This window comes from Thiorhodovibrio frisius, from assembly GCF_033954835.1.
Classification (GTDB): domain Bacteria; phylum Pseudomonadota; class Gammaproteobacteria; order Chromatiales; family Chromatiaceae; genus Thiorhodovibrio; species Thiorhodovibrio frisius.
In genome coordinates, this window is sequence record NZ_CP121471.1 from 1,818,103 (window position 1) to 1,843,626 (window position 25,524).

The window sequence follows — 25,524 nt, forward strand, 5'->3', positions numbered from 1 at the left end:
TTTTCCCCCAAGGAATTCGCCCATGGCAAAAGCTGACACCCGCGTGCTCACCGCGCACGTTCCCCTCCCGCTGGCTGAGCGGTTAGACCAGGTGGCCGAGCGCTTGGAGCGCTCCCGTGGATGGGTCATCAAGCAAGCGCTCTCGTCTTGGATCGCCCTGCAGAAAGAGCGCGACCGATTGACGGGCGAGGCCTTGGCCGATGTTGACGCAGGCCGCGTGATCGACCATCAAGCGGTCCAAGCCTGGGCTGAGCGCCTGGACAGCGACAAGCCATTGCCCGTCCCCCATTGATCTTTTTCAGTTCGCTCCACGCGAGGTGCGGCGGCTGGTCATCGGCCAGTAAGAGCTGCGCTATGAGATTATCGGCGAGGTGATTTACCTGCTGCGGCTCTGGCATACCCGAGAGGATCGGTGAAGTCTGTCGTCAACTCGATGTTGGCGAAGAAACAAAAACCCCATTGAAAGCTGGTATTGACAACCCTAGGCTATGCAACCAAAGTGGTTGCATGTTACCTGAAACTGGTCTTCCGCCCATGTCCTCTCTGACGCTCAAAAATCTTCCCGATCAACTGCTTGAACAACTTCGTGTACGCGCTCGGGCGCAACGACGCAGCCTGAACAGCGAAGCGATGTTGTTGCTGGAACAGGCCATGTCTAACGACTCGTGCGCATCGCCCGCGCAGGCCGGCGCGGCTGAACAAGAAGCGCAACTCGCTGCCTGGGCACGCTTGAGCGGACGTTGGCCAGGAGGCGATGCGGCGCTGACGGCCATGGCGGCGGAAGTGGAGGCGTCGCGCACCCTGGGCCGCGAGTTTGATCTGTGAAGATTCTCGACACAGATGTGTGCATTGAGATCTTGCGCGGCAATCGGCAGGTGCTGCATTGGCGCCGGCACACCCAAGCCCGCGTTGTCACCACTTGGATCACGGCCTGCGAGCTGGAGTACGGTACCGCCAAGTCGACGGCACCGGATCAAGCGCGCGCGCTGGTGGCGGATTTCCTCAGTACGCTCGACATCCTGGGATTGGATCACGCAGCGGCGCGGCAATTTGGCCAGCACAAAGCGGCTTTAGCGCGCAGTGGCGAGATGCTGCCCGATGCCGATCTGTTTATCGCATCGATTGCGCTGGCGCGGGGAGCTGAACTAGTCACTGGCAATCTGCGCCATTTTCGCCGTTTCCCCGGTCTGACGGTGGAAGACTGGATTCGCCAGTCGCCGCCTGAGATGAACTGAAATTGAGGGGTAGAAAGCCATGCGAAATAATACGAGGACAACATGTCCAAGTTAAACGTCGATCAAAAAACGATTCTGGATCTTTTTTCTGATAAAAAAGCCGATTTCCTTATTCCTGACTATCAACGCCCTTATGCCTGGGATGAAGAGCAATGCCAAACGCTTTGGGATGACATGTTTGTCTTCTCATTTCCCAATGATAATTGTGATGCCTTTGATGAGAATGAAGAATATTTCCTTGGCTCAATAGTTGCGTATAAAAACGAAAACGGAAAATCCGAGGTCATAGATGGGCAGCAACGCCTGACAACCCTGATGATTATCCTGCGAGCATTTTATGACCGTTTCGCCGATATGCAGGATAAAAACTCAAAACTCACGCGGGAGTTGATCGAAAAGTGCATTTGGAAGACAGATGCCTTTGGTTCTCCCGATAAAACAAAGCTAAAAATTAACTCCGAAGTAGCGACGGATGCGGATAAAGAAGAGTTTCTGGACCTCCTTCGGACCGGCATCGTGCAGCCGAATAGTAAGAGCCAGTATGTCAAGAACTATCAGTTCTTCGAGAATAAAATCGAGGGTTTTTTGCAGAAATTTCCAGGTTATTTTGCTTACTTGCCGGCGCGCATCCTGAACAATTGCATTTTATTGCCGATTGAAGCGGAGTCCCAGGATACCGCACTCCGGATCTTCTCGACGCTAAACGACCGCGGTTTGCCACTCTCCGATGCGGATATTTTCAAAGCTCAGTTTTATAAGTTCTACAGCAGTCTCGCCAAGAAAGAGGACTTCATCAGCGAGTGGAAGGAACTGGAGGAAATAACCAGTGCCATCTTCAATCCGCTCACTGGCACGCCGATGGATGAGCTCTTCGCGCGCTATATGTATTTCCTGCGCGCCAGGGAAGGCAACAAGAGCACGACCACTGAGGCACTGCGTAAGTTCTATGAACGCAACAAATATCAGTATTTGAAGGCGCCAACGACATTGACCGAGCTAAAAGCCTTGGCGTTGTTCTGGCAGAGTGTTATGCAACAGGACAAAACCCGGTTCTCGGAGGATGTACTTAAAAAGCTTTTTGTCCTGCATTATGCGCCAAACGGTATGTGGTTTTACCTGGCGTCGGTTTATTTCCTGCAACATCGAAATGAAGATGGGTTATTGGATGACGTTAAATTCGCCCAGTTCCTTTCTAAAATTACGGCGTTTATTTTTGCCTACGCGATCACCAATCCTGGTGTCAATGCATTGCGTACACCGGTTTATGATGAGATGGTGCGGATTGTTAATGGTGATGACGTGACCTTCGCCAAACATCGGTTTAAGCACGGCCAAGCGCGCTCATTTTTCGAGAATTTTGAGTTTACCAATCAGCGGAATGTGACGCGTTCCTTGATCACATGGTATGCCTATACTTTTCCAGAACAACCGCTGCTTGACCTCAAGGAGATTTTCCATCTGGAACATATTTACTCAAGGAAGCGTCAAGAAATCCAAGGCGGCCTGAAGGACAAGCGCAATCTCGATTCGTTGGGGAACAAAATACTGCTTGAGGCCAGTATTAATATTAAAGCATCGGATTACCATTTTGACGATAAAAAGAAAATCTACAGCGGCGCGCAACGCCGTGGAAAAAACAAAGAGGCAAGCAAAATTCGTGAAATCAACAATTTAATGGCTTATGACGACTTTGGGGAGCAACAGATCATTGAGCGCAACACGACGATATTGGATCGGTTTTTTGAGTATTTGAAAAGCGAGGACCTCATCGCTGAGCAAGCATAATTCTGTGAACAGACCAGATCTAAATCCCTTCGCCCTCAAGGACGCCCCGGCCCTCATCGAAGCGGTATTTCCGGCGCAGAAGGTATCCTTCGAGGCGCAGCGCGAGCGCAAGGCCGGGGCTGGGCAGACGCTGACGGCCTTGGGTTCCTACTGGAAGGGGCGCAAGCCGCTGATCCTGGTGCGGGCGATTTTGCTCGGGAGTTTGCTGCCGCAGACCGATGATCCTGAAAAGGATCTGGAGATTTTCGAGCAGCTGATGGCGTTCGATCTTGGTGGTTTGGCACGACGCGCGCTGGAAGCCAAGGCATTCAAGCCAACGGAGATTGCACGTTCGCTGAGTCTCGATGACCCCTGGCGTTACTTCACCTACAAAATCGAAGCCACGGTGCTGTCCGCCGGCGAAGTCAGTCATTGGACCTTTCCGTTGGACCCGGACCAGGAAGGCATTCGCATCCGCTGGCGCAAGGAGTGCACCGAGGCGATGAAGCTCGCGCTCTATGGGCGGATGCTGGAACGCTTGCCCACCTACGAGGAACGCGCCGCGCGGTGCAAACGCCCGGAGGAGCTGGATCAGACCGCGCTCTATGCCCCGATCTGGCCGGCAGTGAACGCCCATCTGGGGCGCTTCGGCATTCAGGCGCAGTCGCATCAGGAAGTGGTCGAGCAGCTCGGTATTCTGCGTTTCGGCCATCGACCCAAGGTGGGCGATACCTTCTGCGGCGGCGGGTCGATTCCGTTTGAGGCCGCGCGCCTGGGCTGCGATGTCTATGCCTCGGACCTCAATCCCATCGCCTGCATGCTGACCTGGGGGGCGCTGAACATCATCGGCGCGCCGCCGGAGAAGCGTGCCGAGATCGAGCAGGCGCAGCGTGAGGTAGCTGAGGCTGTTGATCGGGAGATCACCAAGTTAGGTATCGAGCATGATCGTCAGGGGAATCGAGCCAAGGCCTATCTCTATTGTCTGGAGACGCGCTGCCCGGAAACCGGGTGGATGGTGCCCATGGCACCAAGCTGGGTGATCTCGAAGACGCGCAATGTGATCGCCAAGCTGGTACCCGATCCGGCCAACCAGCGTTTCGAGATCGAGATTCACAGCAGTGCCTCCAGTGCCGAGATGGAAACCGCCGAGCGCGGCACGGTGCAGGATGGCCATCTGGTCTATGCGCTGGATGGCAAAACCTATCGCACCTCGATCAAGACCCTGCGCGGCGATTATCGCGATGCCGAGGGCAATACCGCGAATCGGTTGCGGCGTTGGGAACAGCAGGATTTCAAGCCGCGTCCCGAGGATGTCTTTCGGGAACGGCTCTATTGCATCCAGTGGATGACGCGCGAGACGCTGAGTTCCCATCGCCCAGAGACTTTTTTTGCCGCCGTGACCGAGGAGGATCGGGAGCGCGAGCGCCGGGTCGAGGCCATGGTTGCTGAGCATCTGGCACGCTGGCAGCAGGAAGGACTGGTGCCGGATATGGCGATTGAGCCGGGTGACGAGACGACGCGCTTGCATCGTGAGCGCGGGTGGATGTATTGGCAGCAGTTGTTCGATCCGCGCACGCTGCTTTCCGCCGCCCTGCTCAATCAAGCCGCTAAACACGCGGAAGATAAATTCAATATCAATACATTACTGGATAACTCGGGACGATTGGTTCGCTGGCACTCGACGCCACCACATAAGAATGGCGGCGGTCGTGATTTGCCTGCAAACGTATTTTCCAATCAAGCGCTGAATACATTGTTTAGTTTCGCAGCTCGTTCATGGTGGTCGGCGATGAACGTATTGCGATACCAGTACCCAGGTGGCTCCGGTTTCACTGCCGATCATCAAGTGCTACCGCATGCCGCCGACTGCGATCTCGAAACGACGGATATCTTTGTTACCGACCCTCCCTACGCCGACGCCGTCCATTACCACGAAATCACCGAATACTTCATCGCCTGGCTACGCAAAAACCCACCGCCACCCTTCGACCAATGGACCTGGGACTCCCGTCGCGAGCTGGCCATCAAAGGCTCCGGCGACGACTTCCGGCGCGGCATGGTCGATGCCTACCAAGCCATGACCGCGCACATGCCCGACAACGGCATGCAGTGCGTGATGTTCACCCACCAGGACACCGGCGTCTGGTCCGACATGGTCAGCATTTTCTGGGCATCCGGTCTGCAAGTGGTCGGCGCCTGGTACATCGCCACCGAAACCACCTCCGAGCTTAAGAAGGGCGGCTATGTGCAGGGCACCGTGATCCTGATGCTGCGCAAGCGCCCGCCCGGTGACCGCCCCGGTTTCAAGCAGCGCATCCTGCCGGCGGTGAAGCGCGAGGTCGACGAGCAGATCAGGCAGATGCTGCATCTGAACAGCGAGACCGAAACCAAGATGGGCGCGCCGGTCTTCAACGACTCCGATCTGCAGATGGCCGGTTATGCCGCGGCCCTGAAAGTGCTGACTGGCAACACCCACATCGGCGGCGAGGATGTCACCAGCTTCGCGCTGCGCCCGCGCCGCAAGGATGAGACCACCGTGGTCGATGAGATCGTCGATCAGGCCGCCGAAACCGCGAATAGCCTGCTGGTCCCGGACGGCCTTGAGGCCGAGACCTGGGGCGCGATCAGCGGCATCCAGCGGTTCTATCTGCGCATGCTCGACATGGAGACCGCCGGCGCCTCCAAGCTTGATAACTACCAGAACTTCGCCAAGGCGTTTCGCGTCGACGACTATGCGGCGATCATGGCGAGCATCAAGCCCAACTCGGCTCGCTTGAAGACCGTCACCGAGTTCAAGGCCCGCGATCTGACCGACCGCACCGAGATCGGACCCACCCCGCTCGGGGCGCTGATTGTCGCCATCCAGGAGTTCCTGGCCGATAAGGAACCCGATGTGGTCATGGCCAACCTGCGCGATGCGGTGCCGGACTATCTCAGCCTGCGCCCGAAGTTGGTGGACATGGCCGCCTTCATCGCCGCCAAGGCCCGCCAGCCCGAGACCCGCCGCGCGGCCGAGGCCATCGCCAGTCGCATGCGCAACCAGCGGTTCCAATAGATCGGTTACACACCCATGATCAAAAGTTTCGCCGACACCGAGACGGAGCGCTTTTTCCAAACCGGAAAATCGCGTCGCCTACCGCCGGATATTTTGAAACGTGCCACCATGCGATTGATCCAACTCCAAGCAGCCACGCAAATCGGCGACCTTCGCTTTCCGCCATCCAACCGTTTGGAAACTTTAGGGCACGACAGGGCCGGACAATGGAGCATTCGCATTAACGACCAATGGCGGATTTGTTTTCGGTTCGAGAATGGTGATGCGTTTGATGTGGAAGTCGTCGACTACCATTGAGGTTAAGCGAAATGATTACAAACGGTCTTCCTGCTGTTCACCCAGGTGCATTTCTCGACGAACTCCTGCATGAACTGGAGCTATCCCAGGCTGAGTTTGCCCAAGCCATCGAAGTCACACCGGATCGGTTGGCGGCCGTGGTCAGCGAAGAACAACCGATCACGGCCGACCTGGCTTTGTTGTTCGCCCAGGCATTCGATCAGTCGCCGCATTATTGGCTGAACCTTCAGGCTGAATACGATCTGGCAACTGCGTCGACCCATCTTGGCGCTCAACTCAAGCGCGTGCACAGAGTGGCAAACGATGAAAGTCGTCTACCGTGAGAACGATGACCGAGCGGAGAAGCCCAAGAATCTCTCCTATTACGCTTTCGCGACCAAGCAGGCCGTTATCGTCAAGACAGCCATGATTAACTGGCCTGAGCGGTGTGCCACATGAAGATTACCTACTATGAAGAAGACGACATCCTGTTTATCGAGATGTCAAAGAGTCCCGTTGTGCGGGACGAGTCGGTGAGCTGGAATGTCAATATCGGCTATACCGCCGAAGGCATCGGTGAGATCACCATCTTGGATGCGCAAAAGCTCGGCGTCTATCCGCTGCAGATCGAGCGGGTCGTCTCCGAGGCTGCATGACGGATGCGCCAGGGCATGATTGGATAAATCACCCAGTTTCTGCGCGCAGACGCGATGACCATCCAACGCTTCTCCTCCCGCACCCACCGTCTCGACCAGAGCTTTCTGGCCGAGCAGCTCCAAGGCGCACGCCGCTATCTGCGCATCGCCGGTTACTTCACCAGCTCCCTGTTCGAGATCGCCCACGAGTGGCTGGAGCCGATCCCGGAGGTGCGCATCGTCTGCAACGTCGATCTGGCGCCCGAGGATTTGAAGGTTGCCCAGCTGCGCGAGATGCGCATGCTCGGGCGCTGGAACGAGCGCTCCATCGAGGCGGAATCCCTGCTCAATCGCCCGCGCTACCAGCGGCTGCATGAATTTCTGGCCAAACGCGGCGAGGCAATCCGCGTCGCGCCGGACAGCGTCTGCGGCTTCGTCCATGGCAAAGCCGGGGTGATCGAGCGCGCCGACGGGACCAAGGTCGGCTTCATCGGCTCGATGAACGAGACCCGACACGGCTGGCAACGACACTACGAGATTCTGTGGCAGGACGACGCGCCCGAAGGCATCGCCTGGATCGAGGCCGAGTTCGAGTTTCTCTGGAATGCCGCGCGCCCCTTACCGGAAGCGGTGTGCCGCGAGGTGGCCCGGCGCGGCCGGCGGGTCGAGGTAGCACTGCCGGAGCTCGACAGCGAGGACACCCTCACCCCCGCGGCGCTGATCGAATCCCCGCTCTACCGCGAGGGCATGACCTTGCAGCCCTGGCAGCAGGGGTTCGTCGCAGAGTGCCTGCGCCATCACAAGGACCACGGCCAGGTGCGCCTGCTGCTGGCCGACGAAGTGGGCTTGGGCAAGACGCTGTCACTGGGTACCGCGGCACTGACACTCTGCCTGCTGGATGAAAAGGCCGCGGGCAACGGGAACAAGCGGCGCAAGCCGATCGTGATCTTTGCCCCGGCGACCCTGTGCGAGCAGTGGCAAACCGAACTGCTCGACAAGCTCGGCATCCCAGCGGCGCGCTGGGACTCGCGGCGCAAGGTGTGGCTCGATCCCGAGGAGCGCGCGATCTCTCCAAGCGGACCCGAGCAGATCGCCCGCAGCCCCTTGCGCATGGGCATCGTCTCCACCGGACTGATGGTGCAGCCCTCGCGCGAGAAAGAAGTGCTGCTGGGGATCAGCTTCACGCTGGTGATTCTTGATGAGGCGCACAAGGCGCGCTCGCGCCACGGCATCGGCGCCAAGGCCGATGAGCCGAATGCCTTGCTAGCCTTCATGCTCGCCATCGCCGATCGCGCCGAGCATGTCCTGCTGGGGACCGCCACCCCGATCCAGACCACGCCCGAGGACCTGTGGGATTTGATGCGCGTGCTGCACCGGGGCAGCACGGGCTTCGTGCTCGGCAATGATCTCGCCCCTTGGCATCGCCCGCGCCAGGTGCTGCCGATCCTCTGTGGCGAGGAGCAGGTGACCACGATCGAGGCCGGCTGGCGGTTGCTGCGCTCGCCGTTGCCCACCATGACTTCCAGCAACGAGCCCAACGCGCGGCGGCTGTTTCGCAATCTGCGCGAAGAGCTTGACCTGGAACCACGGGCGCACCTGGCCGGCGCCTTGAGCGATCTGCCGTTCGATGTGCGCGACGATCTGGAAACCGAGCTCGAGCGTGTCATCGATGGCGCGAGCTTCTTTCAGCGCGAGAATCCGTTCGTGCGCCATGTGGTGCTGCGCAAGCGCACCACTCTGGAAGAGCGCGGGCTGTTGGACCGTATCGCCGTGAATATCCATCCCGATCAGGGGTTGGTGCAGTCGCCGCACCGGTTCAATGCGCTGTTTCAGGATTTGGCACTGCGTACCACGCCGGATTTTGATCATGCTTATGAGGAAGCACTCGCCTTCGGTCAGGTCCTGGCAAAGCGCGGCAAGGGTGGCGGTTTCATGCACAGTCTCATGCAGCAGCGGGTCTGCTCGAGCGTGGTGGCCGGCATCAATACTGCCCAGACGCTGCTCGCCGGCCGCGAGGTGCAGGAAGAAACCGAAGAGGCCGATGTGAAGCTAGCCATCCAAAACGATGATGAGCGCGCGGCCTTGGTCAGCTTGATTTCCGCACTGGAGGCCATGGATGAAGACCCGAAACTGGCCGCTGTGCGCTTCTATCTCCAAGACGAAGGCTGGCTGATGTTGGGCTGCATCATCTTCAGCCAGTATTACGACACCGCGCGCTGGGTAGCGGATGCGTTGGCCGCCGATTTTCCCCAAGAGACGATCGGTCTCTATGCCGGCGCTGACCGCAGCCGACTTTACCGCGACGGCCAAGCCGTCGGCATCGTCCGCGAAGAGCTCAAGCGTATGGTCGCCGATCGCGAAGTCCGCCTGATGGTGGCCACCGATGCCGCTTGTGAAGGGTTGAACCTGCAAACCCTCGGTACTCTGATCAACATCGACCTGCCCTGGAACCCGACCCGCCTGGAGCAGCGCATCGGTCGCATCAAGCGCTTTGGCCAGGCCCGCACGGCGGTCGATATGCTCAATCTCGTTCACCAAGGCACTGTCGACGAGAAGGTCTACGCGCGGCTGTCCGAGCGCATGCGTAACCGCCATGACCTTTTCGGGGGACTGCCCGATACCATCCGCGACGACTGGATCGAGGACCTCGAAACACTGGGCGAGAAAATGGACCAGTACATCGAGGAGCGCCGCAAGGCGACAGGGTTTGATCTGCGCTACAACGACAGCCTGCAGCCGAGCGCGGACGCCTGGCGCGATTGCGCCACCGTGCTGGCCCGGCGGGATGTCGAGAATCTGATGCGGCAGGGATGGAGTGGGTGAGCTTTCCTTTCACTCCCCGCAGGCGGCTTGCGTCAACTGAGAGTCAACTGGTCGGGGCAGCGCTACTCAATTTTGCTGCGTCTGAGCCAACTTTGACTAGCTGGCTCCTATCAAGTTGGCGCTGCGTGGGAACTTATGGGCCGCTCTCGGCCACTATGTGTAGCTACAAACTATGTGACGTTTGGTGAATTTTTTCCCAGCCATTGCGCGGTTGCTGGCTTTGAGGCGCGGCGTGCGACAGGGGAACTTCACATAGTCTGTCAGTTTTCTGAAGTGTTGTGAGTAACTTCAACTTCAGTCAGGCGCGCACTTCAACGACATTGCACTCTACCTCGGGCATGAAACACCGACCACGACGCATCAGTATGTTGAGGCGAATCTGGCCATGAAGGAACAGGCGCTCGCGCGCCTGCAAGAGCCAACCGACGTCGCTCCCCGTTTCCAGCCAACTGACACGCTAGGCCAGTTCCTGGAGAGCCTGTAACTATGTGAAGAATGGGCTGGCTCCAACGCAGGCCAGCCTAGCAATAAACATCCGAACTTCACATAGTTTGTAGCTCCACATAGTGGCCGATACCGGCCTTCACGGATCACAAGCCACAGCTACGGGCAATCCGGTAGGGTCAGCTCGGACTGATCTGAGAAATTCCTGGGAAAAAATGTCAGCGACAACAGCAACCCGATAATGGACCGATGTGGCGGTGCTGAGGAGGTTAGAGACCGAGGGGATTGGGCGAGTATCGGTCGAGGGATATTTGCTGGAGGGGGCTAAAAGCGGTGCTGGGGTGATACAGAACATAGCACCAGCTTAGCACCAAAGAAAAAAGGCTTAACTCCGTTTGAAGTTAAGCCCTTGTTCTATTTGGCTCCCCGACGTGGACTCGAACCACGGACCCACTGATTAACAGACCGGCGACCTTTTGACACCATAATACTTTCAATGACTTACGCATTGCCGATCCCCCATATGCCGCCCTATCACGCCCTTGTTGGCCCTCACGTGACTCCTGTAAGTCACGTTTACGTCACGCTGAAAGCTCCCGTTGCCGATGCCTAGCAGGCGAGAACCAGCGCAGATCGACCACTTCAACCGTACCGCATACTTGGCATGAAAAATGCTTATTAGCCCAGTGGAGCCTGAACCGAGAGGGGTGGCGCTAGAATCGGCGTTATCCGATGTTTTGGGCTTCAGCTCTAAAAGCGCGGAGTGGGTCTCAAAAACCAAGCTCCCCAACGACTAAAATATGAAGTCGGTGGGCTCCAAGATGAGTTTTGCCGAGATTCTCCGAAGGTTTCGGGATCGCTGGAACAAGTCACCCTCGGAAACCAACCCTGAAGACCGTCTAGAACACTGTTCAGAAAGATCAGCAACATTAGCAAAAAAGTTAATCATCATCAGTAAGCCATACAATTAAATCAAAAAAAGTATCACTTTTTAGGTGAACTTTTCTTCTTAACAATTACCCGTGGATGGTAAAAGTCTTCAGTAACCTGAACACTACATGAAAAAACATGTTGCACGTCAGAACAAAATTGATGAAACTCCTTTTTCAATTTGACCGTCACTTCAATCTTCATTTTAGGTCTTGCCGATCCATCGGTACTTAAATCTAAAAGAGTCCAGTAGTAATTCCAAGCTATTCTCCCTTGCATAAATAACATTTCCTCGATAATGTCAGGTAAGTACGGGAGTTGCTGCGATACTTTCTTCTTTATACTGTATTTAATGACGTCGAGGTCCTTCGAAGGAACATCGGAAATGTTATTCTGCGCTTTCATGAAATTTCGCCATCAAAAGTGACTTTGGGACTGAATCAGAAATTTACAGTAACAAAATATGTGGCATATGAATAATCAGTAATTAAGACAAGGATGCCTTCTTCTTTTGGCTCATACAGATCGATCATTCCACCAAGTTTCTCTTTACTTTCAACGGCATCAAATAATTCTAATATCTCCTGACGTGTCCTGTAATTGTGATTATTGGGAAGTTTTTTACTTAAAGCGCTTTTTGCATAAACTAACATCGCCCCTCGACCCACAGCTAAGAAACATTCTTTGTACAGCTTTGAAAATCTGGGTAAATCAGCTTTTAAAAACTCCAGAGCTTGGTCTTTTTGGTTAGATGAGTTCATAGAGGTTTTGAAAAGAGGTAAAGCTAAAGCTACCAACATTGTTGAGGTAAAAAGCCGTAGACAATAGACCTAGGAGTAATTTGACTCATCATCAAACATGACGGAATACATATCCTTGTTTGTCACGCAAGCAGTCGGGCATGTCTTACAAACTTTCAGAAGGTTGTCCCAGGCTTTAGCCGTGAAGTTCAATAGCTTATTAATCATTTTATCGTTCAAATCTGGAAAAGCTTTCTCAATATCGACGTAAGAAATTTCAAATATAGGAATATCTCCATCTAACTTTTTAATCACAACGGCCTGTAATAACCTCGCAAGATGAATGCAGGATTTATTAAAGGACTCTTTGGTATAGCCCTTCTTTGCTAAAGCTCGCTTTGTTCCGTAAGGGACAGCCCTGTCAATCTCGGAAGCAAGTTCGAAAGCAAACCAATTGAACCGAGTTTTTTCTTCGGCACAGGAAAAGAAATGGTCAGGTCTAATCTGAGAATAATCGGAAGGCATAATCTATACTCAAGAAAAGTTCCTAATTTTTGAACGTTCAACGATAAAAGTATTGGTAATTAAAATAAAATAAAAGGAAACTTTAACAAGTTCAAACTAAATAAAAGTAACTCTGGTACTTAAGCAGACTATCCTTTGAAACCGACTTTTACTAAAACCATAATAAACATCAAGACTGTTGGGTAAAAGGTTAAAGCGAAGCCAAGGGCACGAGAGGATGCGCCCTTCATGAAACCACTAAAAAACAATACTCTACCAACAGAAAAAGTACAAGCGGCAAGGGGAACAACAGAAATCCATTTCGCTGGCATCACAGCCGCCCAGGCAAGATAAACAGTTAGAGCAATAACATACTGCTCAAGAGTATTTTGAAGAAGTGACTGTAAATATTGTGCCCTTTCCGAATCACTGGAAAGACCTGCACCCCCATCAATATCGTTCGGGCTAAAAAAACGATGCTTCGCAAGTCGTGCTATTGAAATGACAAGGAATGCCGCGGGTAGCAAAGACCATTTGATGGCGACTATTAAAAGGGATGTTTCAGAAAGAACATCATCGATCACAAATATATCAAAGAAAATCCCGACCAAAATGATTGAAATTGATATAGCTAACCCCAGTAGAATACCCTTTAAAACACCAACCTGGTTTCGTGTTAAGCTCATAATTGTTGTCCCGGTTGTTTAGCGAGTTAAATGATAATCAATGTATTTTTAAAGAGCATTTATAAGATACGAATCGTCCAATCTTCGAGACCATTCCGCAATTCTTTTCGATGGTAAATCTCGTGTGATAAAGACTTTTTTGGACAAAACTCTTTATAGAAATATTCAGTGTTGACGTCACGGTCTTTAGTGCTAAGTTTTTTCTTTTTGCGTAACGATGCACCAATAGGGGACCTTGGCGCTTGCATGATCTTTATTCGTTCATTATACCAATTGATAAAATCGAAATTTACAAGATCTGTCAAGCAAAAAATCACTTCTTGGCTTATTTTTTTAGATCCTTCAAATCGAAACTCAGTATGAAGAGCCGGCTTCCCGTGTTTCCTGGGCCTTTTTTTAGGATCAATGTTTAAACCGTAGATTTTAAATAAGTTCCCTTTGGCTTTTCGCTTCTTCTTTTTATCTGTGGCTTCGCTGTTTTGAGTGGTGGTCTCCCCGCAATTAGAGACTGCATTTTCGGACGTTTCCTTGTTCTTGCAACCTTCATTAGAACACCCTGATGCTTTTGGCTCTGAGTTGGTGCCATCTTTTGAAGAGCAACTTTTCTTTTTTCTAAACCACAAAGAAAATTTTATTAAACGACGGTTTTCTATAGTCCGACGGAATGTCGGCTTATTCTGTATTTTTTTCACAACCAGAAGAGGGCGAACTAACTTCATCAACTTCCAGACGTCACCTTTTCTTTTAGTCACAAAGTCCACAGCAATTTCTATTAAGCTGATCGTATAGTCGGCGCGCCGAAGAATATCGATCAACTCTTTTAAAAGATCGTCATCCGGCCTCCATAGTTTCAGGCTGAAACCGATAATTCGAGGTGAGAACCCGTATTTAGTCTTCTCGAAAATAGCGGAGAACTCATGTTTGATACGATTGTTTCCAGATAGAAGCTCTTCACATTGAATTTGGTAGGCAAGATTATTGACTTTGATAGTAAGAACATCAAAATAACATAACCTTTCAACTACCAAATCATCAAACGAACGCTTAAACGAATCTATTCCAATATATCTAACTTCTGCCTTATAATGATTTAGCTTTTCTTTATAGGTCGATTTTCGTTTAGACATAATTCTTTACTTCTATAATAATAACCCCTACATTCACCTTCTCTAAATTACAAAAACAGACCCTCATCAATCATTGAGCTCACGTTTAACACATTAACCCTCGATTTAAAGTAAAAGCTCAATTACAGATCGTCGGTATCAAAGATAATACTTAAACCTTTTTAATTCTTCTACCAACTTTACTTCTCTTGTAGGGTTTTGGCGGCGGATCAACCGCACGCCAAAACTATTACTACGCATTTAGTATGTGTGGTAGCATTTTCCTTTGTATTTGTGGGATCGAGAGGTACTTTTACGTCAAACTTTACATTAAAGACTTTTTTAAAAGAAATGTTTAATAATCCTAGCTTTTGAACGGGTGTATATTTGAAGACTTTTTCAGCGAGGAACTATCCCAGGAAGGGTAGATAAAAAAACATCCAATAAAAGTCTTTATACAAACACCTATACCCGATGTAGAAGATTTTTAAGGATCATCCTAAAATAAGATTACGTTGTTGTTCCTTTTTGCTTTCGCAGAAAGCAAGTAATTAGAGGATTCCTTTAAAAGCTAAGATTCTAACCCTCAAACTTTTAATTTTAACCTTGAATTTAAAACTTTAAGGCGTAAAAGCTCAAGCTAAAATAGTCGTTGGATAAAATAGTCTGTGATAAACGCTAAAGTGTTTTCACCTCACAATATTTAGAAATTAAACTTCTATCAGGTAAAAAACTAATCAGTTGTCTCTCATGCTTTCCAACCTGTCGTCTTTTTTTCTCAGATTTTTCCTTCTGTTTGTTCTCAAACCCTAGATCTTCTTTAAAGAAGACAAGGTACAGTCTTTCTCTCGCGCGCGTAAGCGCGACATGAAAAAGGTTTGACTCCTCTCTCTTACTCCATTTTTTAAATTTATAACTGATATTTCCCTCAAAAATATCAATCAGAAAAACATGATCAAATGTTCGGCCTTTAGCGCTATGCTGGGTATTAACATATATCGTGTCGTTTTCTGACTCTAAAAATTGTTCAATGCTCTTTTTCAGAGTTTCAATCTTTACTTTAGGATCGTCTGAAGCAATTTCATAGTTTTCTAGCAGGCCATAACGCCCTAACAGATTCTTAATTGCTAAATGAAAACTCCCATCAAGTTTTCCCTGGAACTTTTTAGTAAAGATTCTAAGTACCCTTTCAAAAGAGCATTTTTCATCTAAAGTTATTATTCCGTTTAATCTATCTCTTGTTTTTCTTCTTGTCGAGTCATCAATTCCAAGCTCTTTTCCAGTAATTCGAGCATCAATATTTGAACATATTGACGTTGCTTGTTCTTCACTCAGGTCCAAGTAATCCTGAAGGTAACTGACAAGCATTCTATTACTTTCATTTTCATCTAAAATAATTTCTAAGTAATAAAGGAAATGCTCAATCACTTCTAACTCATCAGCGGCCAGTTTTGAAACCTTGACTGGTACTCCGTTTTTAACAAGAAAAGACTGGAACTGACGGAAGTCTTTCTTAAACTTTGTAATGCAAGCTATCGCTTTAGGAGAAACACCATCATCTAATAAACGCTTAATCTCTATAGCCGCAGCGTCAAGACCTTCTCTTCGACTGGAACATTCAAGAAAAAGGGGTTTGCACCCTGGTCTTAAACTTTTAATTCTTGGATAACCCTCGGTGTTCTCGCAGGCGTTGACTAGAGCGGCCGTTTCCATGGTTAACCGGTAAGAGCGATCCAAAGTCTCGTACTGGCAGTTAGGAATTTCGTCTTTTAGTTTTGAGACAGCATTAAAAGACGCTCCCTTGAAAGAGTAGATAGCCTGTCGATCATCGCCGACAATGATTCCTTTCTCAGAGACAGTGATTAATCGTCGAATAAATAGTTTCTCTGCGTCGTTTAGATCTTGGAATTCATCAACACAAAGGAGTCTTGGAGGCTGAAAAGATACATTTTTGTTTTTAGACCAAGCCCAACATGCCTTGCTTCCTAAAAGAGTCATGTCTGTAAAGGAACAAACATTTCGTTTCTTCTTTTGTTTAGAAAATTCTTTCAGTAACTTTTTAATGATCGCTTCATCGAGATTTAAACTCTGACATATTTCTTTTCTAGACTGTCCTTTTTGTCTTGCTTTGAAAAAATCCTTTGCCTGGGTCTTTGAGAGAAAACCACGAGTCACAGACCGAAAGAGTTTTCTTTCAGAACTTGAATGATAAAGTTTTGGTATTTTGGCAAAGCCAAAATATGAAGTGTTTTTTCTTATGAGATTAAAACCGAGTTTATGAAGATTTTTTACGGTTGCTTGGTTTCCTATCTCCCTGTTAAGTTCTTCAGCTAATTTCCGAGAGAAGGTAACAAAAAGAATTTGATCCGGACTAAGTCCATCATAATTTCTAGCAGTCTCTATTTCTTTTTTTAGCAGAGTTGTTTTGCCGCTTCCTGCTACTGCCTGGACTATTTTAACTTTTTTAGTCAAGAATCAAGTCCGCCTTTAAGTCTTGAAGCCGTTAAGTATTTGCTAAATGCTTTAGGGGGATGGTTAAAACTTTGGTGCAGAGTAAGGGCAGAACCAAACTTCGTTATGATCCCTTGCTTAGAAGAAGACCCGAAGACCTCCACTAACCATATTCTAGCAGAAGGATGGATTTCTGGTGTTGGTCAAGGAAGCAATGAAAGACGGACACTCTGATGAAAGGAATATGGTTTCTAGGGTTAGAGTCTCTCTAGCTAAGATAAAACAATTGGAAGGCAGAAGTATTTTTGTTTAAAACTACAAAATCTAGAACACCTAAGAACTCAAACATAAAAGTATTCTCAATCTTCTGAGAACTTGAGTTGAAGTAGTTGGTTTTTAAAACACCTTGGACAAACAAACATGGAGGATTAGTGCTTAGGGTTATCGTTTTATAAGAAAGAAACAAAATGTTTATAAGTTCGAGACTCTTACTAATTAAGTGTTTAATAATTGCTTTAGCAAGAATTTATTGGTAACGAAATCCCAGAACTGACTTAAAAGTATTTGAGCGAAGAATTTTAGATAACAAAAGCCTTCAGGCTAAGGGAGTCAAGCCTGGGGAAGGCAGGGCAGGGCGGTGAGGTGAATTATCTAGCTGTTCAGTTTGGTAACTGGTAGGTCAAGATAGGTCAAAATTGTGTGAAAGCCAAAAGCGTAAAAACAAGAGTGAGGCCGAAAGACCTTCGGCTGGAACTTGTCTTGAACACTTACGTGAGGCCAACTCATGACTGGAAAACTTCTTTATCGCTACGCTGAGGCGGCAGAACTTCTTGGAATTAGTGATCGCACCCTACGGCGTCTCGTAGATAGTGAGAAGATTCTTTCTGTTCATCCTTGTGAGCGTACTCCTCGAATTCCAAAGCAAGCACTTAATCAGTATGTTAAGGGTTTGCTTGATGATGCTTACAGGGAAAAGGAGGAAAAAGCAAACAAAGAAACGAGTAAGACTGAATCAGAGGTGCAAAACGAAGAACCAACGTCTGAATCTGACAGTTTGAGCGGGACCCAAACTCGAAAGCGGCTTCAGAAAAATAAGGCCGAAAGTAATCGTGAAACAAAGGTAGCGCGGAAAACTGGCACGAGAAAGCGCGCTAGGATTTAAGTTTTACAAGGGCAAAGGACTGCCCATGATAAATGTTCGGGAAAAAATAGCGGGGTCCAGAGGTCAAAAAGAAGAGTTGAAGTAGTTTTGACGGTTGTAGCTGCTTTTTTTCCGCCATGAAAGAAAATCCTAGCTAGCCAAAATGTCAATATTGTGTTCTTTGCACCATTCTTTGAGAGCTCTTTGCTGGGTCTCGTTTTCAAAATCAAACCATTTTTCTAGCAGACCTTCTTCTTCGAGAAGCGCCTTATACCGTGAGTAGGCGCCTTTGTGACTGAAAATACGTTCGATGTCGCCGATTTGGTCGGGTAAATACTTATCGGCAAACTCAAATACCAAATCTTTTCCTAGGCCAAGATCATTCTTGTGAGGAATCTCGATGTAGTCATCACTGAAAATATTATCCGGTAGTTCTTCTTCGTTGGGACCATATTCTGAATGCCAGAATATTTTACCAGACTCTTTATGTAAAAAAGCCTGGTGCTCATACATCTGGCCGAAGCTGACAAAGTCAAAAGCCTCAAGAAGTTCTGAAAACTTGGTGGTCATAACCGAGGAGAAAAGCACTCAGGTTAAAAAGTAGGGCAGGGCATCTATGCTGCGTCTTTTTTCTTATTACCCATAACCGGCTAAAAGTATGCTGGATACTGTACTGGATTCTTACCTACCGCCTCCACTACGTGCGGATAAGATGTTCCGGGTTGTTCTGCTTTGATCTTTCTTCTTGTTCTGGAGATTCTAAAATACCAACTGTCACCATAATCGAACAAGTAAAATAGCTTTTTATGTTTGCCCAGCGGGAACAATTGGCCGACGGGGACATCCCAAAGCCCCGCGTTTTCATTATCAAATCTTGTCTTTTCGCGACTTCTAGTATTGTTAGCGATAAAAAATTCATACATGTGATCATTGTCGAAATCTATCGCCTTTTGGATGCAAAGATGTAAGACTTCAAGGTTCGAGTTAGTTGGAATTTCGATCAACCGATACCAGTCCTTAGAAGCTGGGTCAAAACTCCCGTAGGCGCCTTCAATTTTCAGTGTGATGATCATGCTAAAGATTTAGAGCGGCAAAAACTGAAAGGTAGTAAATTTGGGCTAAGAACTGCGATCAGATAGTTTGTTAGTGAAGCGTAGATATAGAATATGTTTCTTGGTCCGGGCCATCGAGGTTGTTATTATAAAGTGGTCTTGAGGCGACCCGGATAGCATAGCCATCATTTTTAAGTTTAATTTCACTGTACTCAATATAAGAAAAAGTTTCTGGAAACATACGGACTTTTTCATCAATTAACAGTTGAATATCTCTTAAAATATTGGCAACGTTTTCGTCACTATCATTTGGATTTTTTATTTTGTAGTTGGCCGAGAATTCATCCAGCGCTTCTTTCCTTAAGGACTCGGGTAGAATGGCAATATTCCAGGCCACACAGAGAACATTTAGATAATTCTGCTTTTCTTCCAGTTTGCTGCCAAGATCAATATAGTCAGCAGCAAGATCTATAATCATTTGAGAAATATTCATAAAATGAATCTATGCGATTCGGCAATCAGATTAGGAAAATCTTGTGACTCGTTACTATTGTATCTTAAGCAAGAACGTCATCAAGCCAGAAAAGAGTCAGATGTTCTTAAGTCGGCATTTATTTCTATAAAATTCAGAAAACATTTATCGACCGCATTACTGTTCAAGCAGGACTCACAAAACTGAAATTCAACACAACACTCGCCGTCAAGTGAATAATCACAATCAGCTTTATTGCAGACATAGGAGTTCTTCACGCTTACCTTGCAGACGCTAGAATCCCATTCTTTAGCGTTGATCGTCTTAAGTTCATGATCGAATAGTTGTTGGCAACCGTCGCATACTGATATCATTTTGATTTCCTTTTTCGCAGTCTAAGATTTATCTTAGAAATAAATCGAACCCATTAATTGCAAACGGTTACCGATTTACTGAAAATCAATTCTTTTAGCTTCTCCATTGCAAATTTAGTCCTAGATTCAGGATTTAGGCTTATGCTCAGAGAAGTTGCCCATTCAAGTAATTCGTAAATATCAACATAAACTCTCACGACATGGAATCCTTTACTCTCCATATCTCGATGTGTCGATTCGGTGATCGCCATCATTTCTTCATATGATATTGAAAATGTTTCTTTATCTATTGATGCTTCACGCAATAGATCATACTGTTCTCTCCGGTAATAAGGTATTGAACAGATTCTTTTCTGTAACTTTTTCATTTTCTCCCATCTATATTTCTGCATAACGCCGGCATCAGCCGGCGCGCTATTCGCGCGCTCGACGGAATGCCATCGTTAGGCGGTTTCGTAGGTTTTGGCTCATTTCCTGGGAATTAAATCGAACCTAATGAGTCCTTTAATTGCAGATCTCTTTCCGATTCGATATTTCATGATAGCCTCTTCTTGGGGATGGCTTAATGGCCTAACGTTGCAAATCAGCCGCGCGCGCATTTCGCGCGTCGGATGGAGCTTCTTGTTAGCTGTGTTTGGCTTTAATTGGTATCAATCGGATTTTACGATGTCATCGGCTTTTGCTTGCAATGATCGCTTGGTAGCTAGACGCTCACGTCTAGATATTTCATCACTGAAAACATCCAAGTATCTGGTATTATCTAAACTAGTACTAGATTTATTTATCTCCTCAAGCCTTTTGAATTCGTACTCCCAAAATTCTGCTTTTTCTAAATCAACATTCCCCGCAGTGTTGTCACGATAAATAGTGCTGAGCATTTTACACGATTGAGTAAATCCTTTTTCCGCTGCCATGCGAAAATGCTCTAACGCCTTCCCTAGATCCTTCTTTGTTCCTTGTCCGTAGTAATACTTCAAGCCTAGGTTATGAAATGCTGCCGCATTGCCTTTTTCTGCCGATCTCGTGAAATATTTTATAGCTTTGGTATGATCAACAGGCAAAGGGCCGCCTACACTATAAAAATAACCCAACTGAAATTCTGCAGCTTCCACTCCCATATCAGAAAGCTCTTTCAACATTTCAACACTTTCGTCCCAGAGCGTCTTGAATGCTTCATCCTGCAACTGAATACGGGCGATTTGCATAGCTGCCCTTGTTATGCCTCCATCTTTAGCTTGCCGATACATTTTTATAGCTGATTCCGTATTCTTTTTGGTTCCTCTTCCATGTTCTAGCATGCTACCCAACCAATACGCGCACTCAGCTTCTCCTGCAGTAGCCCCGACTCTAAACCAACAATATGCCTTCTTGTAATCAACTTGGTGTCCGTCACCAAAGTAGTGATACTTTGCAATCCATTTAATCGCTTCAACTTGGCCCGAGTCGGCCGTGATGTGCATCCGTCGATACTCTTTTCCGATGCGATCATGATCTTCTTCATTTCCTTTCCAATACATCCATTTAGGGCGAAGCATTAGCGCGCGTGGCCCCTTAACTCCCACAAGCGGATTTCTTTTGCTTGCTTCTTTCCACCATCGACATTTTGAATAATCTTTTGCACAGCTACGGCCAAATTCGTAGTGCAATGCAACAAAATCCGCCGCTTCTAAAAAGCCTTTCTCGTAAGCTGTCTTGTAAAATTGAAAAGCCTTCTCAGAGTCGCGATTTACTCCATCACCAATGTCATATCTATAGCCCAATTTAAATTGAGCGAGCGGATGGCCATGTTTTGCACCAAGAGATTCTATAAAGATTTCTTCTTTTTCATCCTCTGGTAGATATCTACCTGCGAGTGCATGCCCCCATAACTTTATCTGCGCTGACCTATGCTCTTGTTCCGACGCCAAAATATACCAATCAAGCGCCTCTTGTAGATCTTCAGGAACTCCATCACCACACTCGAGCGCCTGAGCTAGAAAGAAGCGTGCATCTGCTAGCCCCTGCTCGGCAGCAAACCTGTACCAACGTGTCGCCTCTGCTGGATTCCTCAGAACACCGTCCCCATTATCATACTTAGCCCCGAGATTAAACTGAGCTTCTAAATGTCCATTCTCGGCAGCTAAGCGATACCAATTGACTGCTCGTTTATGATTTCGTTCTGTACCAAGTCCAGATTCACACATCCAGCCTAGCTTGTTTTGGGCATCTGTGAATCCTTGAGCGGCTGCACGATGAAACCAATAGAAAGCGTCCTCACAATTTTTTTCCGTACCATTTCCATTCAAATAACATATTGCTAACTCGTACTGAGCCTCTGCATGACCAAACTCGGCAGCGATTTTGTAATTCGTAAATGCTGAATTCCAATCGTCAATCTCTCGATAGTTAGATGCGTTCTTGAATGCCGGCAAAGCCTTTTCGTTGTCGATTGCTTCTTGCTTTCTGGCAAGTGGAAGTAAGTCATCTGTGATTCGCTCAAGTACAGGGTTACCATGGGTTTGAATGGCTCTCCTTGTTTCGTGGAGCGTCAGGTATTTCTTACTGTTTTCAGTCAACATACAACTTGCATTTCCTAAACAGAATATTTTGAAATACTCAGCCCAGTAAGATCTTCAATTTCTTTTCGTAATTTTTCTGCTTCTTCGGATAATTGCTTGCATTGCTTATTGATTGTGCATCTGTGCATTTCAGCAATTTCGTTAATATATTCAGGACGTCTCGCAACAAGCCTTGTAAGCTCATAATTTGGGTCGAGTCGCAGCTCGTCTATCGCTTCTAAAGTCTCTAAGATCATGCCTTGTAAGCTCTCGTATAGTCGTTTGAGCTTGTATAATTCGGAATCCTCAGAGAGATCCAGTTCTGCATATCCGAGTCGCTTAACATACATCTGAGGATCGTCTGCAATTTCGCGCAGCTTTTCGATGTTTCCTTGCTTATATGCAATATTAATTTCTTGCTGAATTTTGGTATAGGTTTGACGTACATCAGCATCCATGATTCTGTCGGGATGAAAAATTGATGTCAGCTTTCGTGCAAGGCTTTTTAGCTCACCTTGTTCCTCCTCGGTAAGTGATTTCTTAGATTGCGCAAGAATCTCAGCTTCCTTATATTCCTCGTATGCTCTTGATTTGGATTCGCGAAATTCTTCGCGAATATTTTCAATTCCCTCCTCACCCTCTAGCATAATCTGTTCAATAATTCGACGTCTAAAGTCTACAAGAAGCTGTAGTTCATCTCTTTTCTTGTAATCTTCCTTTAGTAGATTGAACAATGTAGCCTGGGTAACACCAATTGAATTGCTATCCCTGGCGTAAATGACTTGAAGATCAGATAGCCGTTCTCTCGCCGCATTGATGAGATATCTAATCTGCTCTAGTTCCAAATCTTTAAAAATTACTAGGCCAGTTCTCGCTTCTCCTTTAACTCCGGTTGACTTATTAAGGTCAATTGCTGTAGCAGCAGTAAAATAGGAACTTGTTGTATCGTCAAAGCTTTCCAGTTGTTCTAAGTACCACAACCCCATTCTTGAACTGCGCTTGTTCTGTGATCGGGAAAGCCACTCAAGCCAGTCTTGGAGTTCTTTATCATGACGAGCATCAGAGTAAAGACGTCCTTTAAATTTTCCAAAGGCTATTCTAGAAGGAAACCATTCTTTCTCGGAAAAGCGAACAATAGCATCCCAGTCATTTAGCTGGTGTTCCTTGAGCAAGGGCAGCAATACTACACGAAACAGGTCAAGCAGAGTTAAGACGTCTCCCAACGCTGAATGCGCCCCCCTTTCTGGTAAACGATAAAATTGGCGAAGTGTTTGGAGCTTACAATTACCTGCAGGAACGGGATCTAGCAGGCGTTGAGTAAGACGAAGCGCGCAATAGCCTCTCTGCCCAATAGGCGGTATACGAAGTCGTGTCCATTCCGGTAGAAGTACTCTGTCGTAGTCGAATTCCATGTTATATGAAACAATCGGATCGTCTCCTATATAGTTTCGTAATTGTCCGTAAACATCACCTGCTGATAGCCCATCTCTTTCTAGAATTTCTCTAGTGTATCCATTTAGTCGGGATGCTTCAGGCGCAATGTCAGCGTTCTGATTTATAAGCGACTGAAAGGGTGGGCCATCAGGTTCTTCTCCGCACATGCGCTGTGCAGCAATATCCACAACATAAATTGGAGCATGTATTCCATTAGTTTCTGTGTCAATCAGTATCCAAGGGAATTTTTTCATAACAAGCAACTATCAGATATTAATAGAATATTTTATGAGTTATATAATGGTTTCACAAGAATTATTTATTTATTATTTTTTGATACCTGACTATATTTGACTATTAGGATTTCGGCCATTGCTTTTTCATCTTGGAAAGAATAAGATTGAGGATTTCAGCGGCTTCTTTTTCATAGCTATCAATTAAAGCAGATAAGTTGACGCGAGGATGAGTGATCTCATTTGGGGATTCCCATTTTTCATAAATAAACTCATCGTAATTACCAAACGTGCGCCCCATGAATGTTCGTGTTAATGGTAACGTTTTTGGTCTATCCTTTCGTGCCGGATGACCAGCGCAAGTATTCCGGAATAACCTTAATTTTTGCCAATTTTTAAGTATTTTCGTGTTGAGTGATTTTCCGATAATGGCATTAAATAACTCAGAGATCGAATCTTGTTGAATAACAATGGCTTGCATGACGCCCCAAAATTCAATATATGCAATGAGCGAATCTTCCGAGAAGCCCTTAATCCGATGCATGCATATACTTTCATGCGTATCCTGAATCAAATACATGCTAGTGTAATATGCAGAATATTTTTCTATATTTTGATCATTAAAGAAAAAAGCTTGGCATTTCTCGGATCTATGAAAAAAATCGTAAATTGCAGATCTTGCTTTGCTAATGCACATTAAATCTTAGCTGTCGAAAAATAGACGAATTTGAGTTGAAGCCCTAACTCACCGGAATTTTTGGATGTACTATAATGCGTTTCAGCGATATTTAATTTTCTTAAGCGACTTTTTATTTTCACCACTTGATGGCAATCTTTTATTTTACTTTTGGGTACTTGTTGCAGCTAACGCGACGCTCTGCTGACCCGGTTGAGCGTGAGCGAAACCGGTTTCGGTTGGAGCACCGTGTTAGGTGATATAATCAAATCGAACCCGGAATATTTAAACTGAACCTTTAACCCATCGTAGTTGCGCACTTTTTATATAAAAAACATTAATTTGCTCGTCCGGCATTTTCAATTACTAAGCAATTAGATATTAAATCGTGTAAAGACTGTTTATTTTTTGTAAAAAACATTATTAAGAAACCGACAAACAGGGTTAATGTAGAAATTAATTTTCCCCAATGTCGGGCGCTTGCCTTCCAAAAACCAATTTGTCCGCCATAAAGATCCGTAACCTTTAATCCAAATGCAATTTTTCCAAAAGTAGCTTGCAGACTTGAGCTTTCCAATGCTGCAAAATATATCCACCAGACTAAAATGCCAATACCGTCTAATTGGGAATCAAGTTGATTTTGATCTATAGAATTTTGCACTAGTAATAGCATAAAAACTAGTCCGAGAACAAATCCCACTATTAAACTTATAAAAATATCCACAATTCCAGCCCCGATTCTCTTCCAAGGCGTTAAATAAGTTTGTGCATATCCAGAAACTTTAGGCTGTTTTTTTACCTCTAATTTTTCCTTAGCAGTTATTGATTTTATTGGAGGGCAGGCGGTGATTTGGCCGTCTGTGGTATCAATATTGATTATAGGATATCCACAGCTAGGACAGAATTTTCTTTTTGTTATAAGCTGGGTTCCACATTCAGGGCAATACATGAGATTT

At 47.2% G+C, this 25,524-nt stretch carries 24 protein-coding genes; 10 read left to right on the forward strand and 14 right to left on the reverse strand.

The window, feature by feature from the left end; genetic code table 11:
- Positions 1-22: 22 nt before the first annotated feature.
- From Thiofri_RS08470 to Thiofri_RS08515, 9 genes are all read left to right on the forward strand, one after another.
- Complete coding sequence (locus Thiofri_RS08470; RefSeq protein ID WP_009148235.1) at positions 23-292, forward strand: CopG family ribbon-helix-helix protein; 270 nt, start codon at positions 23-25, stop codon at positions 290-292.
- A 242-nt stretch (positions 293-534) separates the two neighbouring features.
- A complete protein-coding gene (locus Thiofri_RS08480; RefSeq protein WP_009148236.1) occupies positions 535-825 on the forward strand; it encodes a FitA-like ribbon-helix-helix domain-containing protein in 291 nt (96 codons plus the stop codon).
- Positions 822-1,235 carry a type II toxin-antitoxin system VapC family toxin gene (locus Thiofri_RS08485; protein WP_009148237.1) on the forward strand — a complete coding sequence of 138 codons (414 nt, stop codon included), beginning with the start codon at positions 822-824 and terminating at the stop codon, positions 1,233-1,235. Before Thiofri_RS08480 ends, Thiofri_RS08485 begins: the two co-directional genes overlap by 4 nt.
- Before the next feature lie 42 nt (positions 1,236-1,277).
- Entirely contained in the window at positions 1,278-3,020 is a 1,743-nt protein-coding gene (locus Thiofri_RS08490) for a DUF262 domain-containing protein (RefSeq protein WP_009148238.1), read from the forward strand.
- A gap of 4 nt (positions 3,021-3,024) precedes the next feature.
- Positions 3,025-6,054 carry an anti-phage-associated DUF1156 domain-containing protein gene (locus tag Thiofri_RS08495; protein WP_009148239.1) on the forward strand — a complete coding sequence of 1,010 codons (3,030 nt, stop codon included), beginning with the start codon at positions 3,025-3,027 and terminating at the stop codon, positions 6,052-6,054.
- Positions 6,055-6,069: 15 nt separating this feature from the next.
- Positions 6,070-6,351, forward strand: a complete 282-nt coding sequence (locus Thiofri_RS08500) for a type II toxin-antitoxin system RelE/ParE family toxin (RefSeq protein WP_009148240.1) — start codon at positions 6,070-6,072, stop codon at positions 6,349-6,351.
- An 11-nt stretch (positions 6,352-6,362) separates the two neighbouring features.
- Positions 6,363-6,674: a HigA family addiction module antitoxin gene (locus tag Thiofri_RS08505; RefSeq protein WP_009148241.1), complete on the forward strand. Its 312-nt coding sequence runs from the start codon at positions 6,363-6,365 to the stop codon at positions 6,672-6,674.
- 111 nt (positions 6,675-6,785) lie between these two features.
- Positions 6,786-6,986: a DUF2283 domain-containing protein gene (locus Thiofri_RS08510; RefSeq protein ID WP_009148243.1), complete on the forward strand. Its 201-nt coding sequence runs from the start codon at positions 6,786-6,788 to the stop codon at positions 6,984-6,986.
- A gap of 54 nt (positions 6,987-7,040) precedes the next feature.
- Positions 7,041-9,788, forward strand: coding sequence for a phospholipase D-like domain-containing anti-phage protein (locus tag Thiofri_RS08515; protein WP_009148244.1), 2,748 nt, complete (start codon positions 7,041-7,043; stop codon positions 9,786-9,788).
- A gap of 1,428 nt (positions 9,789-11,216) precedes the next feature.
- Here the strand turns inward: Thiofri_RS08515 and Thiofri_RS08520 are convergent.
- The 6 genes from Thiofri_RS08520 to Thiofri_RS08545 all read right to left on the reverse strand — a co-directional run bounded on the left by Thiofri_RS08520 (position 11,217) and on the right by Thiofri_RS08545 (position 16,670).
- Complete coding sequence (locus Thiofri_RS08520; RefSeq protein WP_009148245.1) at positions 11,217-11,567, reverse strand: hypothetical protein; 351 nt, start codon at positions 11,565-11,567, stop codon at positions 11,217-11,219.
- Between the two features lie 35 nt (positions 11,568-11,602).
- A complete protein-coding gene (locus Thiofri_RS08525; RefSeq protein ID WP_223296723.1) occupies positions 11,603-11,923 on the reverse strand; it encodes a hypothetical protein in 321 nt (106 codons plus the stop codon).
- 69 nt (positions 11,924-11,992) lie between these two features.
- Entirely contained in the window at positions 11,993-12,427 is a 435-nt protein-coding gene (locus Thiofri_RS08530) for a hypothetical protein (RefSeq protein ID WP_009148247.1), read from the reverse strand.
- Positions 12,428-12,555: 128 nt separating this feature from the next.
- A complete protein-coding gene (locus Thiofri_RS08535) occupies positions 12,556-13,092 on the reverse strand; it encodes an MAPEG family protein (RefSeq protein WP_009148248.1) in 537 nt (178 codons plus the stop codon).
- Positions 13,093-13,151: 59 nt separating this feature from the next.
- Positions 13,152-14,219 (reverse strand): hypothetical protein, encoded by a 1,068-nt coding sequence (locus Thiofri_RS08540; protein ID WP_009148249.1) that lies wholly within the window; start codon positions 14,217-14,219, stop codon positions 13,152-13,154.
- 657 nt (positions 14,220-14,876) lie between these two features.
- Complete coding sequence (locus Thiofri_RS08545) at positions 14,877-16,670, reverse strand: UvrD-helicase domain-containing protein (protein ID WP_009148250.1); 1,794 nt, start codon at positions 16,668-16,670, stop codon at positions 14,877-14,879.
- 763 nt (positions 16,671-17,433) lie between these two features.
- Between Thiofri_RS08545 and Thiofri_RS08550 the strand changes: the two genes are divergently transcribed.
- Positions 17,434-17,811, forward strand: coding sequence for a helix-turn-helix domain-containing protein (locus Thiofri_RS08550; protein WP_083848453.1), 378 nt, complete (start codon positions 17,434-17,436; stop codon positions 17,809-17,811).
- A gap of 129 nt (positions 17,812-17,940) precedes the next feature.
- Here Thiofri_RS08550 and Thiofri_RS08555 read toward each other — a convergent pair whose 3' ends face one another.
- The 8 genes from Thiofri_RS08555 to Thiofri_RS08590 form a co-directional block, all read right to left on the reverse strand.
- Positions 17,941-18,360, reverse strand: coding sequence for a hypothetical protein (locus tag Thiofri_RS08555; protein WP_009148252.1), 420 nt, complete (start codon positions 18,358-18,360; stop codon positions 17,941-17,943).
- A gap of 80 nt (positions 18,361-18,440) precedes the next feature.
- Positions 18,441-18,863 carry an IS1096 element passenger TnpR family protein gene (locus Thiofri_RS08560; RefSeq protein ID WP_009148253.1) on the reverse strand — a complete coding sequence of 141 codons (423 nt, stop codon included), beginning with the start codon at positions 18,861-18,863 and terminating at the stop codon, positions 18,441-18,443.
- A gap of 70 nt (positions 18,864-18,933) precedes the next feature.
- Positions 18,934-19,335, reverse strand: a complete 402-nt coding sequence (locus Thiofri_RS08565; RefSeq protein WP_009148254.1) for a hypothetical protein — start codon at positions 19,333-19,335, stop codon at positions 18,934-18,936.
- Between the two features lie 406 nt (positions 19,336-19,741).
- Complete coding sequence (locus Thiofri_RS08570; protein WP_143741865.1) at positions 19,742-20,056, reverse strand: dihydroxyacetone kinase subunit DhaK; 315 nt, start codon at positions 20,054-20,056, stop codon at positions 19,742-19,744.
- A 282-nt stretch (positions 20,057-20,338) separates the two neighbouring features.
- Entirely contained in the window at positions 20,339-22,246 is a 1,908-nt protein-coding gene (locus tag Thiofri_RS08575) for a tetratricopeptide repeat protein (RefSeq protein ID WP_009148257.1), read from the reverse strand.
- A 14-nt stretch (positions 22,247-22,260) separates the two neighbouring features.
- Positions 22,261-23,913 (reverse strand): 3'-5' exonuclease, encoded by a 1,653-nt coding sequence (locus tag Thiofri_RS08580; RefSeq protein ID WP_083848454.1) that lies wholly within the window; start codon positions 23,911-23,913, stop codon positions 22,261-22,263.
- 103 nt (positions 23,914-24,016) lie between these two features.
- Positions 24,017-24,436, reverse strand: coding sequence for a hypothetical protein (locus Thiofri_RS08585; protein WP_143741866.1), 420 nt, complete (start codon positions 24,434-24,436; stop codon positions 24,017-24,019).
- A 469-nt stretch (positions 24,437-24,905) separates the two neighbouring features.
- Positions 24,906-25,517 (reverse strand): RDD family protein, encoded by a 612-nt coding sequence (locus Thiofri_RS08590; RefSeq protein ID WP_009148260.1) that lies wholly within the window; start codon positions 25,515-25,517, stop codon positions 24,906-24,908.
- Between the last annotated feature and the right edge of the window lie 7 nt (positions 25,518-25,524).